General features: G+C 62.7%; 16 protein-coding genes and 1 tRNA gene. 13 read left to right on the forward strand and 4 right to left on the reverse strand.

What is annotated here, in order from left to right:
• Positions 1-4: 4 nt before the first annotated feature.
• The 3 genes from FGK64_RS03865 to FGK64_RS03875 form a co-directional block, all read right to left on the reverse strand.
• The gene (locus tag FGK64_RS03865; protein ID WP_171053960.1) at positions 5-559 is read right to left on the reverse strand and encodes a methyltransferase family protein; all 555 of its coding nucleotides are present in this window, start codon (positions 557-559) and stop codon (positions 5-7) included.
• A gap of 265 nt (positions 560-824) precedes the next feature.
• On the reverse strand, positions 825-2,147 hold the full coding sequence (locus tag FGK64_RS03870) for a sensor histidine kinase (protein WP_171053961.1): 1,323 nt from the start codon (positions 2,145-2,147) through the stop codon (positions 825-827).
• A 427-nt stretch (positions 2,148-2,574) separates the two neighbouring features.
• Positions 2,575-2,662 (reverse strand) — tRNA-Ser (locus FGK64_RS03875).
• A gap of 237 nt (positions 2,663-2,899) precedes the next feature.
• Here FGK64_RS03875 and FGK64_RS03880 point away from each other — a divergent pair.
• The 13 genes from FGK64_RS03880 to FGK64_RS03940 all read left to right on the forward strand — a co-directional run bounded on the left by FGK64_RS03880 (position 2,900) and on the right by FGK64_RS03940 (position 20,130).
• Positions 2,900-4,033: an SPOR domain-containing protein gene (locus tag FGK64_RS03880; RefSeq protein ID WP_138862460.1), complete on the forward strand. Its 1,134-nt coding sequence runs from the start codon at positions 2,900-2,902 to the stop codon at positions 4,031-4,033.
• 17 nt (positions 4,034-4,050) lie between these two features.
• The gene (locus tag FGK64_RS03885; protein WP_138862461.1) at positions 4,051-5,232 is read left to right on the forward strand and encodes a D-alanyl-D-alanine carboxypeptidase family protein; all 1,182 of its coding nucleotides are present in this window, start codon (positions 4,051-4,053) and stop codon (positions 5,230-5,232) included.
• Positions 5,229-5,873 (forward strand): dTMP kinase, encoded by a 645-nt coding sequence (gene tmk, locus FGK64_RS03890; protein WP_138862462.1) that lies wholly within the window; start codon positions 5,229-5,231, stop codon positions 5,871-5,873. Before FGK64_RS03885 ends, tmk begins: the two co-directional genes overlap by 4 nt.
• Complete coding sequence (locus tag FGK64_RS03895) at positions 5,870-6,997, forward strand: DNA polymerase III subunit delta' (RefSeq protein WP_138862463.1); 1,128 nt, start codon at positions 5,870-5,872, stop codon at positions 6,995-6,997. The genes tmk and FGK64_RS03895 overlap by 4 nt, the downstream gene beginning before the upstream one ends.
• Positions 6,998-7,014: 17 nt before the next feature.
• Entirely contained in the window at positions 7,015-7,818 is an 804-nt protein-coding gene (locus FGK64_RS03900; protein ID WP_138862464.1) for a TatD family hydrolase, read from the forward strand.
• Complete coding sequence (locus FGK64_RS03905) at positions 7,818-8,615, forward strand: MBL fold metallo-hydrolase (RefSeq protein ID WP_138863054.1); 798 nt, start codon at positions 7,818-7,820, stop codon at positions 8,613-8,615. Before FGK64_RS03900 ends, FGK64_RS03905 begins: the two co-directional genes overlap by 1 nt.
• 25 nt (positions 8,616-8,640) lie before the next feature.
• Complete coding sequence (locus FGK64_RS03910) at positions 8,641-9,579, forward strand: AEC family transporter (protein ID WP_138862465.1); 939 nt, start codon at positions 8,641-8,643, stop codon at positions 9,577-9,579.
• A gap of 109 nt (positions 9,580-9,688) precedes the next feature.
• Positions 9,689-11,161: an FAD-binding oxidoreductase gene (locus tag FGK64_RS03915; RefSeq protein ID WP_138862466.1), complete on the forward strand. Its 1,473-nt coding sequence runs from the start codon at positions 9,689-9,691 to the stop codon at positions 11,159-11,161.
• Positions 11,158-11,562: a hypothetical protein gene (locus FGK64_RS03920; protein ID WP_138862467.1), complete on the forward strand. Its 405-nt coding sequence runs from the start codon at positions 11,158-11,160 to the stop codon at positions 11,560-11,562. The genes FGK64_RS03915 and FGK64_RS03920 overlap by 4 nt, the downstream gene beginning before the upstream one ends.
• On the forward strand, positions 11,562-12,593 hold the full coding sequence (locus FGK64_RS03925; RefSeq protein WP_138862468.1) for a hypothetical protein: 1,032 nt from the start codon (positions 11,562-11,564) through the stop codon (positions 12,591-12,593). Before FGK64_RS03920 ends, FGK64_RS03925 begins: the two co-directional genes overlap by 1 nt.
• A gap of 78 nt (positions 12,594-12,671) precedes the next feature.
• A complete protein-coding gene (locus FGK64_RS03930) occupies positions 12,672-14,327 on the forward strand; it encodes an FAD/NAD(P)-binding protein (protein ID WP_138862469.1) in 1,656 nt (551 codons plus the stop codon).
• 82 nt (positions 14,328-14,409) lie between these two features.
• Positions 14,410-19,407, forward strand: coding sequence for a hypothetical protein (locus FGK64_RS03935; RefSeq protein ID WP_138862470.1), 4,998 nt, complete (start codon positions 14,410-14,412; stop codon positions 19,405-19,407).
• Positions 19,408-19,428: 21 nt separating this feature from the next.
• Positions 19,429-20,130, forward strand: coding sequence for a CpXC domain-containing protein (locus FGK64_RS03940; RefSeq protein WP_138862471.1), 702 nt, complete (start codon positions 19,429-19,431; stop codon positions 20,128-20,130).
• 231 nt (positions 20,131-20,361) lie between these two features.
• Here the strand turns inward: FGK64_RS03940 and FGK64_RS03945 are convergent, their stop codons facing one another.
• Positions 20,362-22,653 (reverse strand): arginine/lysine/ornithine decarboxylase, encoded by a 2,292-nt coding sequence (locus FGK64_RS03945; RefSeq protein WP_138862472.1) that lies wholly within the window; start codon positions 22,651-22,653, stop codon positions 20,362-20,364.
• Positions 22,654-23,004 lie beyond the last annotated feature (351 nt).

The raw sequence follows: 23,004 nt of genomic DNA on the forward strand, positions 1-23,004 counted from the left end.
CGACTCAGTTCCTTGATGTGATACGGGGGAGGAAAAATCCGGCGCGTTTGCGGTATTCGACATAGTCACCACCGTAGCGCCCAAGTTTCAGAGCCGCCTCTTCACGTGCCGCAGAGTAGGCGTAAATGAAAAGAAGCGCAGCAGCGACCATGATCGAAGCAAGATGAAGCGTGCCCAAAGCACACCCCAGCCAGAACAGCACATAGGAGACATAGAAAGGATGGCGGACGTACTTCCACGGTCCGCTGACAATAATGCCGTCGATCCGCGTTTCTTCATCGAACGCCAGTGAAAGCTTCTTTTCGCGGCTGTGCTTCAGCGCCCAGACGAACAGCGCGAATGCAATCAGGATCAGCGCGGCGGACACAACGAAATTGTTCAGAGCGAACACAAAAGCAAACCGCATGAAGAGGTAGAGCCCAACGAGCGAGAGCGCTGAAATCAGATACATACCCAGCGGATATTTCTCGGACGAAAAATGTTGCCGTGTCGCGATCGAGATGCTTACGAAATAGCCAAAAGCCACCAGTCCGGCGACGATATTCAACGCTTCCCACATGAGTCCGGAATTCCTTCGCACTTCCATAACCCGCACGGGGGCCTTGGCCCAAAAGGCCTTGGATCAGTGCACGAAAAACGTGACGCTGCCACCCACACGGACCAAGCTCCCACCGCTTGGCTATTTCACCCAACGAGAATCATAGGCGCGGAAGATTCACTCGACAAGCAACTTAAACGCGACTCGAATCAAAAAGGCAAAAGTGTGACATTACCTTGCGGCAATGACTTAGGCAGCACCAGAGCCGCAAAGATGAGAACCGCTATCAGCCTCGCGACCGCAAGGACACACTCATAGGTTGATCTCCACCAGCCCGCGGATCGGCGGGCGGAGCGGCTTCGTGCACCGTGGCGCAGGGCAGCACGACCCGGAAAGTCGTGCCGACGCCAACTTCGCTATCATAGTCAATGCTGCCCCCCAACGCCGCCATGATTTCACGCGAGATATTCATGCCCAATCCGGTTCCGCCGAATTGCCGCTGATCCGAGGAGTCTAGCTGGGTAAAGCGACCGAAAACCTGTTCCTTGCTGCCTTCGGGAATGCCAATACCATGATCTCGCACGAAAATTTTCACCTGCGCGTTCGAAACCTCGTACCAGACATCGACATCGCCGCGATCAGGTGAGAATTTGGCCGCATTGGAAATGATGTTTCCCACAACCTGCATCAAACGCGACCTGTCGGTATTCACATAAACCGGCACGCGGCTGCCAAGCTCGACATTCAGCCGCACGTTATAGCGTTCGGCGAGCCCTTCGTGCGATGTTCCTGCATCCGACAGAAACGCGCGAATATCCACGGTCTCCTTGTCGAATTTCATCTTGCGCTCTTCGAGCTTCTGCAAATCCAGAAGATCGTCCACCAGCGTCGCAAGCCGTTCAGTATTACGACCAGCCAACCCCAGAAGCGATCTCATCTTCGGCGGCAATTCGCCGAACTTACCGGAATTGACAAGATCCAGAGAACCTTTGATCGATGTCAACGGCGTGCGCAATTCGTGGCTGACAACCGCGACAAGTTGCGATTTCAGAACCAACGCCTCTTTTGCACGCTCGTGTTCGACCTCGAGATCGGCAAGGCGTCGCAAATCCTGACGATACATGCGCAGGAAGCGCATCGAGCAATCGATCAGGAAGTACATCACAAAGACAACGGTGAAGAACTGCAACCAGATCGAAGAAGACATCGGGGGCCGATACACCCAGATGTCGCGCACGGTAATCAGCAGAAAGGCGGAGCCATAGATCGTCAGGCGGATCGCCAGCGCCACCACGATCTGATGGTTGTTGATCGCCGCATAAAGCGCCGCAGCGAACAGACAGAACAAAGCCGTGAACCGCCCGTCAACATCGTCGGCGATGCCGACCGAAACAGCATAGACGCCGATCGCAAGCGCGCTGACGATGGTGTTGGCGATGAACCCGAAAAATGCCATCCGGATCGCCCGATTGTCGCTGGGCGCGATCTTCTGAACCCTACGGGCCAGTGTCAGATCGACAAATTCGCAGCCCATGCAGACGGCGAAGAACAGCGCCGCGTGCCACGGCACAAAGAATGCTCCGGTCAAAAGCGCAACGGCAACGAACATGCTTTGTCGTTGCCAGGTTTCGAAGATTACGGCGCGAGAATAATCCCGAAGATATTTCAGCAATGGAGTTCCCGCACTTCTTCCCGAGCCTGCGCCCGTATTACCCTGCATTTCGCTCATCTGATGCGCCAGCACCGCGATCCTGCCATGACAGCGGCCCGCGACACCCACCAGACCTTTGCGGAATGCGCGGTCCCCGGGCACCTTGGCCGGCAACAGTGTTCACATGGGACCGCATAAAAGCTCCAAGTTCAACAGTTCTCTCGGGTCCGGCCGACACCTTGCACAATGCCCGGCACGGATCTCAACCACAGTTAATATACGGAATATCGGCGAATTAAGCCAAAACTATGGTGAATTGCGAGTAAGTTTACGCCACAGCTGCACTTTGCGCGCCCTTTACGCAACGAAAGCGCGCATCGTTTCGTGGCGGAAGGGGTGGGATTCGAACCCACGGATGCTCTCACATCGCCGGTTTTCAAGACCGGTGCAATCGACCACTCTGCCACCCTTCCAAAGGGCCAGACGCAACGACAGCAAGTGCCGCCGCGGCCCGTTGCGCGGGTTTAGGCGGCCGTGGGCAGGCAAGCAAGTCAAAAGCGGAAAATTCGGCGCCTGTGTCCCGTATACTTTACCATGACAGGCCCTGCTTGCTATGGTAGGGTCACGCAGAGGCAAAGCCTCGCAGGCAGTAGACCGGACAACCGGCAACAAGGCCGAACCAGGCCACGAAAACAGGCAAGGAAACGAAGATGCGCAAAGCAACACGTTTCAGCGGACGCAACGCCAGTGTGCTGGCGATCCTGCTGGGCACGGTCGCGGTAAGTGGCTGCACCGAAGGCGAAGGCCTGGGATTTCTTCAATCAAAACCGAAACTTGAAGGCGAAGCGCGGGCCGAAACGACGACCCGGCTTGTCGAACGCGATGTTGAAGCTCCCGATGTTTTTTCCGCTGCCGAGGCGGGGCTCTGGGATGGGCGACCGTCGCTCGGCGGGGTCTGGGTGGCGCACCCCGATGTGAACGACCCCGAGCGGGTCATTATCCGGAATTCTGCGAACGGCAAGTTCGTCATTGGCGCCCTGTTCCGCAAGGAACGCGAAATACCGGGCCCGCGCCTGCAGGCGTCGTCCGATGCGGCGCAGGCCCTTGGGATGCTTGCGGGATCGCCGGTGCAGCTTGAGGTGACGGCGCTGCGTCGCGAAGAAGTCGCGCCTGAACCGGCAGTAGCCGCCGCCGAACCCACCATTGACGTAGCCGAGGCACCGACACCCGCCCCCACCGTCAGCGCGCCAAGTGCCGTGCGTCAGGCCAGCCTTGACCCGATCGCCGGCGCTGCCGCCGCGATCGACGCATCAGAGCCCGCCAACACTGCGCCTGTTGCAGAAGCAGAGACCGAAATGGTGGCAGCAGTCGCCGCGCCCGAGGCCTCAGCTGAAACGGCATCAGCCCCTCGCAAGCCGTGGTTCGGCGCCAAGCTGTTCCAGAAAAAGCCCAAAGCCGTAGGCGCCCCGCTGTCGGCCCTGTCGGACACACCGGCGGCCATTCCCGCATCGGCTCCTGTCACCGAAAGCGCACTGCCTCCGGCTCAGGCCGCCTCTGCCCAACCTGCCACGTCGAAGCCCGCAGCCGCCGCTGCACCGAAAACATCATCGCTGGACAAGCCGTTCCTTCAGATCGGTATCTTCAGCGTACAGGGCAATGCGCAAAATACCGCCAATCAGATGCGATCTGCTGGCATTGTCCCGACGGTTTATGAACAATCCAGCAACGGCAAACCGTTCTGGCGCGTCGTTGTCGGACCGGCGCAAACATCCTCGGAACGCTCGGCCCTGCTGAAAAAGATCAAGGGCATCGGCTATTCCGATGCCTATGCCGTGACAAACTGACGAAAGGCCCGCCGCCGTTGAAACCGTTTCGCCGCGCCGTCGCTGCCACCTTTGCCTGTGTGCTGACCGCCCTGCCCGCCTGGGCCTTCGATACCAGTGCCCGTGCCGCCTATGTGCTGGACGTCACCACCGACACGGTGCTGATGCAGAAAGACGCGCAGGCACCTCTGCCGCCTGCGTCCATGTCGAAGCTGATGACGCTCTATGTCGCGTTCGAGGCGATCCGCGATGGCCGCCTGACGCTGGATGAACGCCTGTCGGTGTCGCAGCACGCGATGAGCTACAAGGGCTCGACCATGTTCCTGAACACGCAGGACAAGGTCCGGGTCGAGGATTTGCTGCGCGGCATCATCGTTCTGTCTGGCAACGATGCCTGCGCCGTGATCGCCGAAGCCCTCAGCCCCGATGGCACAGAGGCGGGGTTCGCCCGCTACATGACCCAGCGTGCCCAGCAGATGGGCATGAAAAATTCCACTTTCATGAACTCGAACGGCTGGCCGCAGGCGGGGCATCGCATGTCGGTCGAGGATCTGGCGATCCTTGCGCATCATCTGATCGTCGACTTCCCCGAATTCTATCCTCTGTTTGCGGAAACCGAATTTGCCTTTGACGGGCGCGCGCCCTCGAACGTGCGCAACCGCAACCCGCTGCTGACACAGGGCATCGGCGCGGACGGGCTGAAAACCGGCCATACGGAAGAAGCCGGATATGGGCTTGTCGGATCGGCCAAGCAGGGTGACCGGCGCGTCGTGTTTGTCATCTCGGGGCTGGATACCGAACGGCAGCGCGCAGAGGAGGCCGCGGCCATCGTTAACTGGTCGTTTCGCCAATTTGCCGAAAAGACGGTCGCCAAGGCCGGAGACCCGATCGCCGAGGCCCGGGTCTGGATGGGAAGCGAGCAGACGGTGAACATGGTCGCGCCCGAGGAATACCGCGTGCTGTTGCCCGCGCTGTCGGGCAGCGACGGGCTGACCGGAGAGGTTGTCTATCAGGGGCCCGTTCCCGCGCCGATCCAGCAGGGTCAGCAGTTGGGCGAGTTGGTCATCACCCGCGAAGACCTGCCCGAGGTGCGGCTGCCGCTGGTGGCCGACCGCGCGGTGGCAACAGGTGGTTTCATCATCAAGGTCCGCACCGCCGCTGAATTGCTGCTGACGCGGTTTTCCAACGGTCCGGTCGAACCGGCGGCCGACGCGTCGTGACATCGGCGCAGTCGGGCGGCCGGGGCGGGCTGTTCCTTACCTTCGAAGGTATCGATGGATCGGGCAAATCAACTCAGGCCCGCATGTTGCACGCCGCCTTGTGCGAGCGCGGGCATGACGCGATCCTGACCCGCGAACCGGGTGGCTCGCCCGGGGCCGAGGAAATACGTTCGCTGGTACTGGAAGGTGACCCCGACCGCTGGTCGGCGGAAACCGAACTGTTGCTGTTCACCGCTGCGCGCCGCGATCATCTGGAACGCACGATCCTGCCCGCGCTGTCTGCCGGGCAAATTGTGATCTGCGACCGCTTTGCCGACAGCACCCGAATGTACCAGGGCCTGTCGCGCGGCGATCTGCGCGCCAAGGTGGACCAGCTGCACAGCCTCATGATCGGCCATGAACCCGACCTGACGCTGCTGATCGACATGGACCCGGATACCGGGCTGGGCCGGGCGCTGTCGCGCAAGGGGCACGAGGAACGGTTCGAGGATTTCGGCCCCGATCTGCAACGCCGGATGCGCGCCGGGTTCCTTGCGCTGGCGCGGGAATTCGCGCCCCGGTTCCGCGTGATCGACGGCGCGCGCGACATCGATTCCGTTGCTGCCGAGGTTCGCGAGATCGTGCTAGACCACTTGGCATGAGCGACGAGTCAGACCACAGCCCCGATCAGGCGCCCGGCGCCCCCCACCCGCGCGAAACGCAGGCTTTGATTGGCCAGCAGGCCGCTGAAGAGGCGTTTCTGGACGCGTTCTCGCGTGATCGGCTGCATCACGGCTGGCTGCTGACCGGTCCGCGCGGCATTGGCAAGGCTACGCTGGCATGGCGTATCGCGCGGTTTCTGCTGGCAACCCCTCCGCAGGATGATGATGGGCTGTTCGGTGCCCCGCCACCCCCGACATCACTGGATATCGACCCGGAACACCCGGTCGCACGCCGCGTGCTGGCCGGGGCCGAACCGGGGCTGACCAGCGTCACCCGATCGGTTGACGATAAAACAAAGCGCCTGCGCCGCGATATCGTGGTGGATGACGTGCGCAAGCTGGGCCGCTTCTTCAGCCTGACGGCGGTGGATGGGGGGCGGCGCGTGGTGATCGTGGATGCCGCCGACGACATGAACACCAACGCCGCCAATGCGCTGCTGAAGATGCTGGAAGAGCCCCCCGCCCGTGCCACGCTGCTGCTGGTGTCGCATCAGCCCTCGCGCCTGTTGCCGACGATCCGCTCGCGCTGTCGCACCCTTCGGCTGAACCCGCTCGCGCCTGACGATCTGGCCCGCGCGCTGGAAAACGCAGGCGTTGGCGCGCTGGACCCGGGCCAGACTCAGGCGCTGGCCGCGCTGGCCGCAGGGTCTGTGGGCGATGCGCAGCGGCTGCTGTCGCTGGGCGGGCTCGAACTTTACTCCGAATTGATCGGCCTGTTGGGTACCCTCCCCTCGCTTGACCGGCCGCGCGCGCTGAAGCTGGCCGAAAGCGCCGCCCAGCGCGGGGCGACCGAAAAGGCCGATGTGCTGATGCGGCTGATCGACATTGCCCTGTCGCGGCTGGCCCGCACCGGCGCGATGGGCACGCCCCCTGCCCCCGAAGCCGCGAAAGGCGAAGCCGAGATTTTCGCCCGGCTGGCCGATTCCGCGCCCAAAGGGCGGGCATGGGCCGAAACCGCCGCCCATGTCAGCGCCCGAAACCAGCAGGGCACGGCGGTGAACCTTGACCCTGCCGCGCTGGTCCTAGATACGGTGTTCAAACTTCAGGAAACGGCAGCGGGTTGAACCGCCTACAGGACCAGATGAGCGAACACCCCGCGATTACCGACAGCCATTGTCACCTTGATTTCCCCGACTTCGACGGGCAGCAGGCGCAGATCATCGAAAACGCGCTGGCCGCCGGCGTCACGCGGATGGTGACGATCTGCACTCGGATGGACGCCGAACCCAAGGTGCGCGCCATCGCCGAAACCCACGCGCCCGTATTCTATGCCGCCGGGGTCCACCCGATGCGCGCGCACGAGGAACCGCTGGTTCCGGTAGACACGCTGATTGCCCTGTCGCAGCATCCGAAATTCGTCGGCATCGGCGAAACCGGGCTGGATTACCACTATACCGCCGAAACCGCGCAGGTGCAGCAGGACTCGCTGCGCAACCACATCGCCGCCGCGCGCGAAACGGGCCTGCCGCTGATCATCCACGCCCGCGCCGCCGATGACGACATGGCCCGCATCCTGACCGAGGAATACCGCAACGGCGCCTATACCTGCGTGATGCATTGCTTTTCCTCCAGCGCCGAGCTGGCCCGCGCCGCGCTGGAGCTTGGGTTCTACCTGTCGATGTCGGGCATCGCCGCCTTCCCCAAAAGCCAGGAGTTGCGCGACATCTTCGCCGCCGCCCCGGTGGATCGCATCCTTGTGGAAACCGACAGCCCCTACCTGGCCCCACCGCCGCATCGTGGCAAACGCAACGAACCCGCCTATACCGCCCATACCGCCCGCGTGGGGGCCGAGGTCTTCGGCATGGATTACGCCGATTTCGCCGCACAGACGCAGGCCAATTTCGACCGGCTGTTCACCAAAGCCGCCGCCTACGAGGCCACATGATGGGCGAAATGCGGTTTACCATTCTGGGCTGCGGATCGTCGGGCGGGGTGCCGCGCCTTGGCGGCCATTGGGGCGATTGCGACCCCGAGAACCCCAAGAACACGCGCCGCCGCTGCTCGCTACTGGTCGAGCGCGAAACCGAGGACGGCATCACCACCGTCCTGATCGATACCACCCCGGACCTGCGCCAGCAGCTTCTGGACACGGGCACCGGGCGGCTGGATGGCGTGGTTTATACCCATTCCCACGCCGACCATGTGCACGGCATAGACGATCTTCGGATGATCGTCTTCAACATGCGCGCGCGCCTGCCGGTCTGGGCCGATGGCGACACGCAGAATGCGCTGTTCTCGCGGTTCGGCTATGCATTCGTGCAACCCGAAGGCTCGCCCTATCCGCCGATCCTGAATATGAAAACCATCAGCGGCCCTTTCACGGTGACGGGCGATGGCGGGCCGATCACCTTCCGGCCGTTCCGCGTGTCGCATGGCTCGATCGACAGCCTTGGTTTTCGTATCGGAGACCTCGCCTATCTGCCCGATGTGGCCGACATCCCGGAAGACGCCTGGGCCGAGTTGCAGGGGCTTGATACGTTCATCGTCGACGCCCTGCGCCGCGCTCCGCATCCGACCCATTCGCATCTGGACAATACGCTGGACTGGATCGCGCAGCTTGACCCACGTCAGGCCGTACTGACGAACATGCATATCGACCTGGACTATGACACCGTCTGCGCCGAAACGCCCGATAACGTGACCTGTGCCTATGACGGGATGATCCTGCGGGTGCCGGTTTGATCCTTCTTCCCGCGCGGACCCTGCCATGTTTTCCAGCCTGATTGATGTCATCCTGCCCGTTTTCCTTGTGATCGGGGCAGGATACGCCACCACACGGGCCGGATACCTGACCAGCGAACACATCAACGGCTTGATGAAATTCACCCAGGGCTTCGCCATCCCCTGCCTGCTGTTCCGCGCAATCGCCCATATCGACCTGGCAAGCGGCTTCGACCCCGCGCTGCTTGCGTCCTTCTATTCGGCGGCGGGTCTGTGTTTCCTTGTCGGTATCATGGGCGCCCGGCTGCTGTTCAAACGCGACTGGGAAGATTGTGTCGTCATCGGCTTTGCCTGCCTGTTCTCGAACTCGGTCCTGCTGGGCCTGCCCATCACCGAACGCGCCTTTGGCCCCGACGCGCTGACCGGCAACTATGCAATCATCGCCTTCCACGCGCCGTTTTGCTACGGCATCGGCGTCACGGTGATGGAAGTGGTGCGCGGGCGTGGCCAGACCGGTATGGCGATGGTCAAATCCGTGCTGACGGCAATGTTCAGGAACGCGCTGATCATCGGGATTGCGCTGGGGTTCATTTTCAACATCGGCGGCATCCCGATCCCCGGCGTGGCCGAGGATGCGCTGGGTCTGATCATCCGCGCCGCCCTGCCCTGCGCGCTGTTCGCGCTGGGAGGCGTGCTGGTGCAATACCGCCCCGAGGGCGACCTGCGCGCGATTGCCTTTGTCTGCTCGGTCTCGCTGGCGCTGCATCCGATGCTGGTCTGGACCTTTGGCAGCGCGCTGTCGCTGAAGACCGACCTGTTCCGCTCGGCCATCATGAACTCGGCCATGGCGCCGGGGTTCAACGCCTATATCTTCGCCAACATCTACGGCCGGGCCAAACGGGTCGCGGCATCCTCCGTGCTGATCGCCACCGGGGCTTCGGTGCTGACGGTCTGGCTCTGGCTGATCGCGCTTGGGTCGCACTAGGCGCGCCGCAAGGTAGGGAAAACCGGCACTGGCCTGTGGCGGGCGGGCTGCTAAGGTCGCGCCAGCCGTGGGAGGGTTGGATGGTGAAAAACGACGCAGGGGCCGTGACATGCGCCGCCTAGGCCGCCGCGCGGTGCTGTTTGGCTCGGGTGCGGCGCTGGGGGCGTTGGCAACGCGCGCGCTGACGTCTCGCAGCCCGGTGATGCCTGCCACGCTGCCGCCGCCCGGACCCGGTACGCTGAACGATGCCAGCGGGCTGTCGGCCACGCCGATCCATCGCCATACCACGATGGTCCAGAGCGGCGACGCGCTGGTTGATGCCATCCGCGCCGAAATGGCCGAGGCCGCGGCCGAGGGGCGCCCCGTAAACGTCGGCGCCGCGCGGCATTCGATGGGCGGTCAAGCGATCCCCCGCAACGGCCATGCGCTGACCTTCGAAAATGGCGCGGTCGAACCCGACACGGCAAACGGCACCTATCGCGTCCACGCCGGTGCCCGCTGGTCGCAGGTGATTGCCGCGCTCGACCCGATAGGCTTTTCGCCCAAGGTCATGCAATCGAACAACGATTTCGGCGTGGCGGCCACCTTCTGCGTCAACGCCCACGGCTGGCCCGTGCCCTTTGGCCCTATGGGCAGCACGGTGCGCGCCTTTGACATGATCCTCCCATCGGGCGATCTGGTCACCTGCTCGCGCGAGGAAAACGCTGATCTGTTCGCCATGACGATGGGCGGCTACGGGCTGACCGGGGCCATTACCGCGCTGACGGTCGAGATGGTGCCGAACCAGCGGCTGGTCGCCGACTTCACACGGATGCCGGCCGAAGAGTTCGGCCCCGCCTTCACCACCGCGCTGGCCGACCCAGGCGTGACAATGGCCTATGGCCGGCTGAACGTGGATCACGGCAATTTCTTTCGCGAGGCGCTTATGATCGCCTATCGCCCCGACGCCGATCAATCCGACCTTCCCGCGGCCTCGGGCTCGGGCGTGATGTCGCATCTGGCGCGGCACATCTATCGCGCACAACTGGGCCGCGAGCCGGTGAAACGCCTGCGCTGGTTCACCGAAACCACCGTTGGCCCGGCCCTGTCGGCCGCCGCCACGCGCAATTCGCTGATCAACGAACCCGTCGTCACGCTGGACGACCGCGACCCGAACCGCACCGACATCCTGCATGAGTACTTTGTCGCGCCCGAACGCTTCCCCGAGTTTCTTGACCTCTGCCGCGCGGTGATCCCGGCCTCGTATCAGGCGTTCCTGAACGTCACCCTGCGCCACATCGCGCCCGATCCCGAAAGCTGGCTCAGCTATGCGCCGGTGCCCCGCATCGCGGCGGTGATGTCGTTCAGCCAGGAAATGACGGCCCGGGCCGAGGCCGACATGGCGCGCATGACCCGCACGCTGATCGAAGGCATGATCGAGATCGGCGGCACCTATTACCTGCCCTATCGCCCGCACGCGACGCAGGGCCAGCTCACCCGCGCCTACCCGCGCGCTGCCGAATTCGCCACCGCCAAACGCGCGCTTGATCCGCAGCTGTTGTTCCGCAACGCCTTGTGGGATCGGTATATGGAGAGCCTATGACCACCTTGCAGAAAATCGCGCTCGGCTATGCCGGGGCGCTGACCTTTGCGGCGCTGCTGAACTACATCCCCGGAGTGCGCGACGAAAACGGGTTGTGCCTTGGCTTGTTCGCGCTCGACTGGTTCGATGATGCGCTGCACATCGGCTCGGCGCTGTGGGCATTGGGGGCGGCGCTGTGGTCGCATCGCGCGGCGCGGTTCTTCCTGATCGTCTTTGGCGCGCTGTATCTGGGCGATGGCATCTTCGGTTTCTTCACCGGGTTCGGTTATCTGGATGCGGGCATCTTCATCTATGGCAACTACGGCATGTCCTTCACGCTGGGCCGGGTGCTGTTGAACTTGCCGCACATCGCGCTGGGGGGCTTTGCGCTCTGGGCCGGGCTGCGACTGGCGCGCGCCTGATGCGGTGGCTCTGGCGGGGTTTGGCGGTGGTGCTGCTGGCGCTTGTCGCGCTGGCGCTGCCGGTCGGATACGTCGAAACCATGTGCCGCCCCGAAGGCTCCGCGCAGCAACACACCGCCCTGATCGCGCCGGAACACCATCGCCCCGAAGCGCGCACATTGATGACCTACCCGGAATGGCACATCGTTCATGCCTATGACGATTACGCCCGCACCATCGCGCAGGGCGATCCACATGATTTCGGCTATCTGCGCGCCATCGGGCAATTCTGGTCGTCGCTCTGCACACTGTCGCGGCAAACCGGCCCGATGGGCGGAATTGACGGCGGCACGCGGCAGATGGTGCATGTGATCGGCGTCAGCTTTACCGCCGAACTGGCGCTGAAAGCCGCGTATGAAGAAACACTGGGCCGCATCGCTACATGGGTCCGGGGCCCGGACCACGCGCCGCTGGATCGCCTGTCGGCGCAACAGGCCGCCGATTACGTCGCCTTCCTGCAACAGGTGCCGTGGTACAAATGGGATTTCACCGCGGACCGCGCCGCGCTGAACGCGCAGGCGACAGGGGCCTTCCGCGACCGTGAACGCGCCTTGGCTCTGGGGTTGGAATACAGCGCCAAAGCGGCCTACGCCGGGGTGATCGAACAGGCGGTGCAATCGGTCGGTGCCGACGCACTGCGCCTGCGCATGGTGGTGACGGGGCTGCCGCCCGCGCAGCTGGCGCAAATGCCCGAGGTCGAGGTGATCGGCCCGCTTGAGCCGGGGATCGAGGTGGAAACGCCCCGCTATCGCGCCCTTACCAAAGTGCTTGTCGACATGGCAGAAGACGGCGCAAATTTCGTCGAGATCGCGGGAAACCAGACGATCATGTTCACGGCGATCTCGGCCAGCCCCACCGTGCCCGGCGCGCTGATGTCACTGCCCCGGCAGGGATACGGCGACACCCGGCATCTGATCGTCACGCCGGTGGCGGAACTGGCGGATCGCCTGCGCGCCTTGGGCGATAGCGTGGAACACATTCACGACTACTAGGCAAGACGACCAACCCGGGAACTCGCCCGACCAGACCGGCGTTGATCTGCCAGCCAAGGCGACAGGCGGGAACGGACGATGACACCACGAAATGACATCTATCGGGTTGCCGTGATCGGGTTCGGCCCGCGCGGGCTTGGCGCGGTCGAGGCTCTGGCCGGGCTTGCCGACTCCACGGGCGCACGGGTCCACCTTGATATATTCGATACCAGCGATGCCCCCGGTGCCGGTCCGAATTTCGACCCGAAGGAAACGCCGCTGTGCCTGCTGAACGTGCCGGTGCGCGACGTGGATTTGCCACACCCTATCGGCAGTTTCGCCAACTTCTCGGATTGGCTTGCCCCCGAAAATCATCCCGACAGGTTCCCCACGCGCTCCGAGTTGGGCCGCTATTTCATCGCGCGTCGCGACCACCTGTGCGACACGCTTCCCTCTGGGCTGACCATCGCTTTTCACGATTGCGACGTATCGCATATCGCCCCCGCGGATGGGCGCTGGCAGGTCTCCGCCGGAGAGCATGCGACCGGACGGTATGACGAGGTGCTTGTCACCGTCGGCCAGCCCGCCACCCAGCCCGACGATCAGCTTGCCAAATGGCAAGAGCACGCCGCCGACACGGGCGCCGAGCTGGCACAGGTCTATCCCGCGCGCGATCTGATGCAGCGGGCGGAGACATGGGCGGGCAAGACGGTGGGCCTGCGGGGTCTGGGCCTGTCGACGTTGGACGCGCTGCGCGTTCTTACATTTGGTCAGGGAGGCGACTGGCGCGATGACCGCTATGTGCCATCGGGTCGCGAACCCGGGCTGATCGTTCCCTTCTCGCTGGATGGCCAGCCGCCCGCGCCTAAGCCCGCGACCGTGCAGGTCGATGCGCAGTTCGACCCCACTGACGCCGAAACCGAAGGATTCCGTCATGCCCTTGATACGGCGTCGAACGAAGGAGCAGATGCGATACTTGCGAATGTCTGCGAGGCGCTGATCGCTCCCGCCGCGCGCATTTCGGGCGCGCATCCCGACAAGGTGGCGCATTGGCTTGAGTGTGAGCGCAACGCGCCCGGATCTCAGGAAACCCGCGCGCCGCTGGACGCCCTGCGCGCCGGGCTGGACGGGGCGACGGGCCGTGCCGCGCCTTCGGTCGGCTATGCGGTGGGGCACGTCTGGCGCAAGTGGCAGAACGATCTGCGCAAGCTGTTCAACCCCGCCAAATGTTTGCCAGACACCGCCGAGGCGCTGATCGGATTTGATGAAGGGTTGAAACGCTACTCCTACGGCCCGCCTGTCAGCGCGGCACGCGAGTTGCTGGCGCTGTGCGAGGCCGGGCTGGTCACGCTGGCGGCCGCCGACGACCCCGACATCGCCTGCACCGAACACGGCTGGACTCTGCATGGCGACTCTTCGGCGGCCCTGCGGATTGATGCGATGGTCGACACGGTGCTGCCCTCGCCTAAGCTGAAAGCCGTCACGGGCGACCCGGTTCAGGATCTACACGACGCCGGTCTGCTGTCTTCCGTGCCCGGCGTTGGTGGCACCCGCACCGCGGCAGATGCGCAAGTGATGCGCAGCGATGGTTCCCCGGTTTCGGGCCTTTGCCTGTTGGGCCGTCTGGCGCTTGGCAGCGTTATCGCGGTGGATTCGATCCATGATTGTTTCGGAGCAGCATCGCATCGCTGGGCAGAGGGCGTCCAAGGCCGCGCCGCCCGGGCTGCGACCCGGGAACCCGCGCTCTCATCCTGAACGCAACCAATTTGTCCGTTTGACAACCCGCGCGGGTACCGTAAGGTCACGCGCAGGGATTTTAGCCAAACGGACTTTGCACATGCCGATCGACGGTCTGACCGACGCGCAATCCAACTTTGTCGAAACCTTCATTCTGGTTCCACGCGGTTTCGGCCGCAAGAAAGCTGAGAAACGGCGCGACAAGGCGACGGTGAATTTTCGCCGGTTCAACGTGCAGAAGGATGCGGTGAAAACCCGGATCGAGGCCTTGGGCGATCCCGTTGTTCAGAAGCTGTTGAAATCGCAGTTGGCCCGAGCCGAGGAAGCCATCGGCACCGATCCGAAGGCGCTGGACTTCGACACGGCCACCGCCATGTTGATCGACGTGAACAAAGCCGTCGCCGCCCATGCCCGCCAGTTGGAGGTGCGCGGCAAGCACGCGCTGATGCTGGCCCGCATGGACGTGGTCGAAAATAGCCCCCCACTCGACAATATCGACGACATCAACCGCGTCTGGGCCTTTGCCGACACAACCTTCGACAGCGGGGCCCGCGCCAATGACCCGACCAAGCTGAACGAGGCCGAGCGCGCGCTGGACCAACTGGCCGCGCTGATTGACGCGGGGCGCCCAGACGTGACGGGCGACGGCCGTGAAAGCAAGCGCAAGCTGCGCGATGTCGGCATCGCTCTGGCCGAGTTGCAAAAGGGCGCCGATGCCGCCTTTACCAAGGCACATGTGCCGCCCCCGTTGACGGCGCTGTTCAAGACAGTGCAGGACCGGCTGGACGACGGGGCAGCCGCCGACGTGGCCGGACTGCCCGCGGCGGCTACGGCGGCCGAACAGGCGCTGGCCGCGGCTGATACAGGCTATAACCGCCTGCTGGCCGAGGTAGACGCATGGCAGCGGGCACATACGAAATTCCTGCCGCGCTACAAGGTGATGACCGCCCACCCCAGCGCCTCGGAGGCGACCTATGTTGCGCCGCGCTTCCTTTTGGTGACGAATGCCTACAAGGCCGCTGCCGATCTGTCGCTGGCCCATGATTATGCCGGGGCCGCGGCCGCGCTCATACCGGTGGCCACCGATGTCGAGGCCGCGATCACCTTTGCCGACAGCTACGAGGGCTTCCTTGACCTGCTGGAAAAACGCCGCGCCATGGTTGATGCGTTGCCCGCTGCGAACACGCGCACCTTTGACCAGATCAAGACGGCGATCACCGACACGACCGACCTGCTGACCCAGGCCACAGATGCCCGCGATGCCGGGAACATGGTGCTGGCGCTGACCCGCCTGAACGACATCGCCCGCGAAGTGCCCAAAGTCGAGCGGCTGATCTTTTACGAAGACGTTTATGTGATCGGACGCAAGAAACTGACAAAATATCTGAAACAGGCTAACGCGCTGAATGCGGATGTGAAGGCCCTGATTGCCACCGACTTGGTCTATTATAAAAAGCTGCTGGACGACAGCAAACCGCTGGCGGACGGCGGTCAGATGGAAGAAGCCGCCGGCATGATCGATGGGCTTGGGGAATTCGATCTGGTGCTTGACGAAAAGATCGAGCAGGCGGAAAATTACATCGTCGCCAAGACCGAATTCGATACACATTTCGCCGCAGCCAATGCGATCACCGTCCCAAACGGGCGCGTCGCGATTGCCGACTATATCGCACAGCTTCAGGCCAATCAGATCAAGATCGTGCGATGTGCTGCCACGGGTGCCCTGCGCGAAGGCCGCAAGCTGTGCGAGGCGCTGTCAAACAAGCACAACGGCCAGATCGCGAAGGCCGGCCATGCCAAGGATTACCTTGCGCACAAGGCCGCGCTGGACAATGAAATCGCCGCGCTTGAAACCGGCGGGGCGGGGCAGGATCAGGCCACGCAGGTTTTGACCATGGCCAAGACGCTGCGTGACGATGCCCTGACATTTACCCAAAAAGACGATTGGTTTCAGGCCTTCCGGCTGGCGATTGCGGGCCGCCAGATGGTCGCCACCGCCAAGACAGCTGCGGATGGCGCTGCCGGGCTTGACGCTTTGGTCGACACCGCCAAGCTGGACGCCATCGCCGCCGATTTCGCTGGGGCCAAGGGTGAATTCGACAAGGTGCATAGCCAGGTTGGCACGCAGGATCCCGATGGCATTTTCAGCGACGAGCTCACCGCCGCCGACACCAAGGCAAACCAGGCGAACGGCCTGCTTCCCGCCGATGCCGCCGGCGCCCGCGCCCAGTTGGACGAAGCGATTTCGGATTGCCGCGACATCCTGACAAAGCTGACCCAGCGCACTGCATATGACGCAATGCGCGAAGCTCTCGAGACCGATCTCGAAGACATCGAAACCAGGGACAAGAAGAAGCTGCTGAAGCCCGAAATGGACGCGATCAAAGGCCACCTGAGAGCGGCGGAACAGGCTGCCGACCCCGGCAAGGATTTCGCCAGTGCTCTGGACCAGATGCGCGCCGCTCAGGTCGAGACGCACAACGCATACGGAATTTGCAATTATATTGATTTCTACCTGACGGCGACAAAACGGCTGGACGAGATCGACACCAAGCTGCGCAAGAAGGACATCGCCCCCGGATTGACCGACGAGATCGCCCGGTTTGAAGACGGCAAGCGCGACACCAAAACGGCCTGGGACGACCGCAAGATGGCCGAGATGCAGGCCGTGGCAAACAAGACGATCACCTTGGGCTTCGCCTTTCTAAAGAGCGGACAGAACTATAAAGATGCCAAATCGATCTACGCCAAAAATGTCACCAAACGTCTGGGCGACGAGATGGCGAATCCCGGCGCTGCACATCTGGCTGGTCAGATCCGCGCAGGAATTGCAAACTACGAACAGGCGATGAACGACAGCCTGTACGATACGGCCTTCTTTGTTGCGCGTGACGTTGGCTGGCTGATCATCCAGGCCAAGACCGCCGCCAAGGACCACGACGCCTGGCTGCCAGTCAAGGCCAAGGCCACTGCGGCGCTGACCGAAATCGAAGATCGCGACGATACGGCCAATGGCCCCGCGCACACCCGAATCACCGAACTGCGCGCGATTTATGACGATGCCATCCAGCGCGAGGGGCGGCATAACTATTCGGGCGCGATGGGGCGCCTGAAAGGGTTCGATGCGCTGTGCAAGGCGGTCGTGCCGATGCTGGACGCCTTCGACCTGATGGCGGGCGATCGCGCAGTCGCTCTGCAGGCGGTGGCGGACCTGGGCGCCATGGGGACCGACCCGATTGCCCCGATGTTCGCCCGGATCGAAGGCAAGCGCGACAACGCCCAGCGCCTTGCCGGTGCCTTTGATTTCGCGCAGGCCCACTCCCTGTTCCGCGAACTGCCCGGCGATTGTGAAACCGCCAAGGCCACGCTGCAACAACAAGCCGAATTCGGAACGATCATGGACCAGATCAATGATGTCGACGACGGCGACACCGACGATCTGAAAGCCGCGATTGCCGCCGCCAAGGCCACCCATGCCAATTTGGCCGCCCGCCCTGCCGCGCTTTTCGTCAAGACGAGGCTCGACGACCTGTCGGACACCATCGACCGCGCAACCGGCATGACCGATGCCGATTTCGACGGGGCGCTGGCGCTTTTGACCGGCGCAGTGACCGATTGCACCGAGCTTGCCGGCGAAATGGGCCGTTTCGACCAGTTCAGCGATACGGTCGAACTGGCGCGCAGTCTGGTGGCCGATCTGCGCAAACACGCGCAAGCCGGATTCGTCCGCGACGAACTGACCGCCCTTCTGGCCCGCGTCGACGGCGGAATGACCCGCGTGCGCGCGGATGCCACCCAACGCCGCGCGGTGCGCGACGACGTGGAAGCCGTCATTGCAACCTGCCGCGATCTGCGCGAGGTGCTGGACGACCGCCAAATCTGGGAGGACGCGCGCGCGCCGGTTGCCACCGATCTGGCCGAGTTGGAAAAACACGAAGACCGCCACATCGCCACCCAGGACATCGCCGCGTTGCGTGTGACGATGGATGCCAGCGAAACCAAGGCGGACACCCGCGACCATGCCGGCGCCATGGCCGAACTTGTCACCGCGCGCGGTCTGGTCGCCAAGGCGCGGCTGCGTATCAAGGTCACGTCGAACACCGCGCCCAACAAGAAGGAACTGCAGGCTCTTCTGGCCGCGCCGGGCGGCGACGCGCTGCTTGATGACGTGGTGAACAAGCTGGATGAAGACACCCGCCGCAAGGTGATGACAGTGGCCTTCGAGGCGCGCTTTGGCTGCAAGCTGGAACTGGACAAACCCAAGGGCCGTTTTGCCAAGCTCTTCGGCTCGAAGGGCGGAGAGAAGAAGGCCCCCAACATCCAGCGGTTCTTCGAGATCATGTCGGCCCTACCGCCCTCGACGACCCTCGACAACGATTCCATGCTGATCTTCTCCAACAAGACGCCCGAGGAAGGCGATACCTCGTATTTCGATGGGTCCCGCAAGGAAGTGGCCATGCGCGAAGGCGACGCGAAAGGCAGCGCGATCTACGGCATCGGGCTGGAGCATGAGCTGGGCGCAGATCCTGCGACGCTCGAGTTGCAGCATGGCAAGCCGATGGATTTCTTCAGCTGGAACACCCTGCACGAAGTCGGCCACGCAGTGGATGACAAACTTGGCTTCATGGATGGCCCCGGTGCGGCCATGGCCGGTTGGGAGACGTTTGGCGCCAACGTCCGCCCTGCCGCCGCAGCCATTGCCGCCGAGATGGATTTCGATGCCAATTATGTGGCCGAATACATGAGTTCGGGCCGGGGCAGCGCGCCGCCGATCCCCGAGCCCAACGGCTGCAGCGCAGACGAGTGGGAAGCCCGCCGGCGCGAAGCCTGCGCCTGGGTCGACCGGGTCCGCACCTCGGAAAATCCGTGGGGCAGCGACAGCATCGCCAAACAATCGACCTGCGCCAACGGCAAGGTCTACCACGAAAGCTATGACAACGACTGGAGCTGCTACAACTACGCGGCCCGCGCCAATGGCGTGTCAGGCTATCAGTTCCGAGCGCCGGGCGAGTGGTTTTCAGAACTTTTCGCGGCGGTGCATTCCGGCAAGATCAAGAATTCGCACGTGCACTACAACGCCATCAACAACGCCCGCTGATCGCCACGCAAAGGATACCGGATGTCGCTTTTCCAGCCCCACACCCTGACCTGCCCAAGCTGCGCGGCCCTGACCCCGGTCGAAGCGGTCAACACCGTAAACGCCGACCGACGCCCCGATCTGAAACAGGCAATAGCGGACGGCGCATTCCAGGTCTTCCCCTGCAGCGCCTGCGAAGCGCCGATCCGGCTGGAACCGCTGTTCAACTACCTCGAAGTGGGCGCAGGCCTTTGGTTGGCCGCCTACCCCGCCCGTCAGATGCCGGATTACCTGGAGGTCGAAGACGACGTATCCGCCGTATTCGATGAAACCTATGGCGCTGGCGCCCCGCCCGTTGCGCGAGGCATCGGCGACGGGCTGAGCGTGCGCCTGACCTTTGGTTGGCCCGCTGCGAGGGAAAAGCTGCTTTTGCGCGCAAACGACATCGACGACACCTTGGCAGAGCTTCTGAAACTCGACGTTCTGCGCCGCCTGCCCGAGGCACCGCTGGAGCCGGGTATCGAACTGCGCGTGACAGATGTTTCGGAAGACAAGATCACCATGCGCTGGGTCGATGCCGAGAGCGAAGAGGTGATTGATGAATTCGCCGTGGCCCGCGCCCTGCTTGACGAAATCGCGCTATCCCCCGAAGGCTGGGCCCCCGTGCGCGCACAGCTGGAAAACGGCCCGTTCGTGGATATGCAAAAGCTGTACATGGGCCAAGGCCGCGCCGCTGCCGAGTAACAGGATTCGGTCGCTGCATGCGGCGCGACTTCCCGTCACCTAGCAGCAGTGAAGTAGAAGGGGGCTCTGCCCCCGTCCCTACGTGACTCCCCCGGGATATTTGGAGCCCAAAGAATGTGAGAGTCGTTACTTCTTTGGGCTCAAAATATCCCCGCCGGAGGCATCGCGCGTAGCGCGAAATGTTCCGGTAGATAATGGGCGGAGCGTTGACATGGCCCCGCCCCGCCTGCCCTATTCCGCCACGCAGTCGGCGTAGTAGCGCTTTACGCCGTCTGACCCGGTTTCGTGCACCAGCCCGTGAATGTCATTCTCGAACCCCGGGCATTCCTGTTCGAATTCGCGGTTGAATTGAAGGTACTCCACGATCTTGCGGTTGAAGACTTCGCCGGGGATCAGCAGCGGAATACCCGGAGGATACGGCGTGACAAGGCTCGTCGTGATGCGGCCTTCCAGATCGTCGATGGCGACGCGCTCGGTCGTGCGGCGCGCGATGCAGGCGAAGGCGTCGTTCGGCTTCATCGCCGGTGTCAGATCGCTCAGGTACATTTCGGTCGTCAGGACGGCAACATTATACTTGGCATACAGCTTGTGAACATGCTGGCACAGGTCCCGCAGGCCCATCCGTTCATAGCGCGGGTGGCGGGCGCAGAATTCCGGCATGATGCGCCACATCGGCTGGTTCTTGGCGTAGTCGTCCTTGAATTGCTGCAAGGCTGCCAACAGCGTGTTCCAGCGGCCCTTGGTGATGCCGATAGTGAACATGATGAAAAAGCTGTAGAGGCCTGTTTTTTCGACGACAACGCCATGTTCGGCCAGGTATTTCGTGACGATCGAAGCCGGAATCCCAAGATCGTCAAACCGACCGTCAAGGTTGAGGCCAGGTGTGACGATGGTTGTCTTGATCGGGTCGAGCATGTTGAACCCGCGCGCCATGTCGCCAAAGCCATGCCACGAGTCTTCTCCATCGGATTGCTGCACGCCGTCCGAGTCGGTGCGTTTCAGCACCCAATCACGCGGCTCGCCGATCCCTTCTTCGGCCAGATCATCAGGCCCCCAGACGGTGAACCACCATTCATCCTCGCCGAATTCTTCATCGACCTTGCGCATCGCACGGCGGAAATCCAGTGCCTCGGCGATGCTTTCCTCGACCAGAGCCAGACCGCCTGGTGGTTCCATCATGGCAGCCGCCACGTCGCAGCTGGCGATGATGCTGTATTGCGGGCTGGTCGAGGTGTGCATCAGGTAGGCTTCGTTGAACAGATGCCGGTCCAGCGGGATGCTCTGACTGTCCTGCACCAGCACGTGGCTGGCCTGGCTGATCCCCGCCAGCAGCTTGTGAACCGATTGCGTCGCATAGGTCACCGAATGGCGCGGGCGGTCCCGGTTGCGACCCATAGCGTGGAAATCGCTATAGAACGGGTGAAAGGCTGCATGTGGCAGCCAGGCTTCGTCGAAATGCAGGTTGTCGATATAGCCGTCCAGCAGGCCCTTGATGGTTTCCGTATTGTAAAGAACACCGTCGTAGGTCGACTGCGTCAGCGTCATGATACGCGGGCGTACCGTATCGGCATCGACATCGGCCAACAGCGGATTGGCGCGAATCTTGGCGCGGATCGAGTCGATCTCGAACTCGCTCTGCTGGATCGGGCCAATGATACCGAAGTGATTGCGCGTGGGTTTCAGAAACACCGGCACCGCGCCGGTCATGATGATGCTGTGCAGAATCGACTTGTGACAGTTGCGATCCACCACCACCACATCGCCCGGGGCAACAGTGTGATGCCATACCATCTTGTTCGAGGTCGAGGTGCCGTTGGTCACGAAAAAGCAATGATCCGCATTGAAGATTCGCGCGGCGTTGCGCTCGGATTCGCCAATGGCGCCATCGTGGTCCAGCAGTTGCCCGAGTTCTTCGACCGAGTTGCAGACATCGGCGCGCAGCATGTTTTCGCCGTAGAACTGGTGGTACATCTGGCCGATCGGGCTTTTCAGAAAGGCCACGCCACCGGAATGCCCCGGACAGTGCCACGAGTAGGACCCGTCTTCGGCATAATCCAGCAGTGCCTTGAAGAACGGCGGCTGGATGCCTTCGAGATACTTCTTCGCCTCGTGCACGATATGGCGCGCCACGAATTCGGGCGTATCCTCGTACATGTGGATAAAGCCGTGCAACTCACGCAGGATATCGTTGGGCAGGTGTCGGCTGGTCTTGGTTTCCCCGTGCAGATAGATCGGCACATCGTCGTTCTTCCAGCGCACTTCCTCGATGAAATTGCGCAGGTTCAGAACCGCCGGGTCCAGATCGGGTCCGGGGCTGAACTCTTCGTCGTCGATCGACAGGACAAAGGCGCTGGCGCGTGACTGCTGTTGGGCGAACTGCGAAAGATCGCCATAGCTTGTCATCCCGACAACCTCAAAGCCCTCCTTCTCGATGGCGTCGGCCATGGCGCGAATGCCATGCCCGGACGAGTTCTCGGATCGGAAATCCTCATCGATGATGAAGATCGGGAAACGGAATTTCATGAAAGTTCACCTGTCACGTCGCGCCCATCGGCAACGGTCACACCATGCCAGAGCACGCGGGCGTCGTCAAAACGACTTCGGTCAGTGTACGGGGTTTTCCGCCGGGCAGCCGCCGCGAGCCTCTCCGCCACCGCGGCTGCCAACACGGAAAAATATCAAACAGGTTACCACTTCGATATGATGCCAGACTGAGACGTGAACCCCGGGTCTGTTGACTAAGACTCGTGGGCATTCCGTCCAAAAACAGTCTAGCGGCTTTGGCCAAGCATTTGGCTTCGTTTGAAATCAATAATTTACGACTGTCCAACCGTCTCTCCTGCCGCGCGCCCGCCTGAGCAGTCCAGCCAGTTC

The sequence above is a fragment of the Arenibacterium halophilum genome, assembly GCF_005938225.1.
GTDB lineage: Bacteria > Pseudomonadota > Alphaproteobacteria > Rhodobacterales > Rhodobacteraceae > Arenibacterium > Arenibacterium halophilum.

Bases quoted from the DNA above. Each gene is read 5' to 3' on its own strand.
- FGK64_RS03940 (WP_138862471.1), top strand. From the start codon at position 19,429: ATGTCGCTTTTCCAGCCCCACACCCTGACCTGCCCAAGCTGCGCGGCC.
- FGK64_RS03920 (WP_138862467.1), top strand. From the start codon at position 11,158: ATGACCACCTTGCAGAAAATCGCGCTCGGCTATGCCGGGGCGCTGACC.
- FGK64_RS03910 (WP_138862465.1), top strand. From the start codon at position 8,641: ATGTTTTCCAGCCTGATTGATGTCATCCTGCCCGTTTTCCTTGTGATC.
- FGK64_RS03925 (WP_138862468.1), top strand. From the start codon at position 11,562: ATGCGGTGGCTCTGGCGGGGTTTGGCGGTGGTGCTGCTGGCGCTTGTC.
- FGK64_RS03945 (WP_138862472.1), bottom strand. From the start codon at position 22,653: ATGAAATTCCGTTTCCCGATCTTCATCATCGATGAGGATTTCCGATCC.
- FGK64_RS03905 (WP_138863054.1), top strand. From the start codon at position 7,818: ATGGGCGAAATGCGGTTTACCATTCTGGGCTGCGGATCGTCGGGCGGG.
- FGK64_RS03935 (WP_138862470.1), top strand. From the start codon at position 14,410: ATGCCGATCGACGGTCTGACCGACGCGCAATCCAACTTTGTCGAAACC.
- FGK64_RS03915 (WP_138862466.1), top strand. From the start codon at position 9,689: ATGCGCCGCCTAGGCCGCCGCGCGGTGCTGTTTGGCTCGGGTGCGGCG.
- FGK64_RS03870 (WP_171053961.1), bottom strand. From the start codon at position 2,147: ATGTTCGTTGCCGTTGCGCTTTTGACCGGAGCATTCTTTGTGCCGTGG.
- FGK64_RS03900 (WP_138862464.1), top strand. From the start codon at position 7,015: ATGAGCGAACACCCCGCGATTACCGACAGCCATTGTCACCTTGATTTC.
- FGK64_RS03895 (WP_138862463.1), top strand. From the start codon at position 5,870: ATGAGCGACGAGTCAGACCACAGCCCCGATCAGGCGCCCGGCGCCCCC.
- FGK64_RS03930 (WP_138862469.1), top strand. From the start codon at position 12,672: ATGACACCACGAAATGACATCTATCGGGTTGCCGTGATCGGGTTCGGC.
- FGK64_RS03880 (WP_138862460.1), top strand. From the start codon at position 2,900: ATGCGCAAAGCAACACGTTTCAGCGGACGCAACGCCAGTGTGCTGGCG.
- FGK64_RS03865 (WP_171053960.1), bottom strand. From the start codon at position 559: ATGTGGGAAGCGTTGAATATCGTCGCCGGACTGGTGGCTTTTGGCTAT.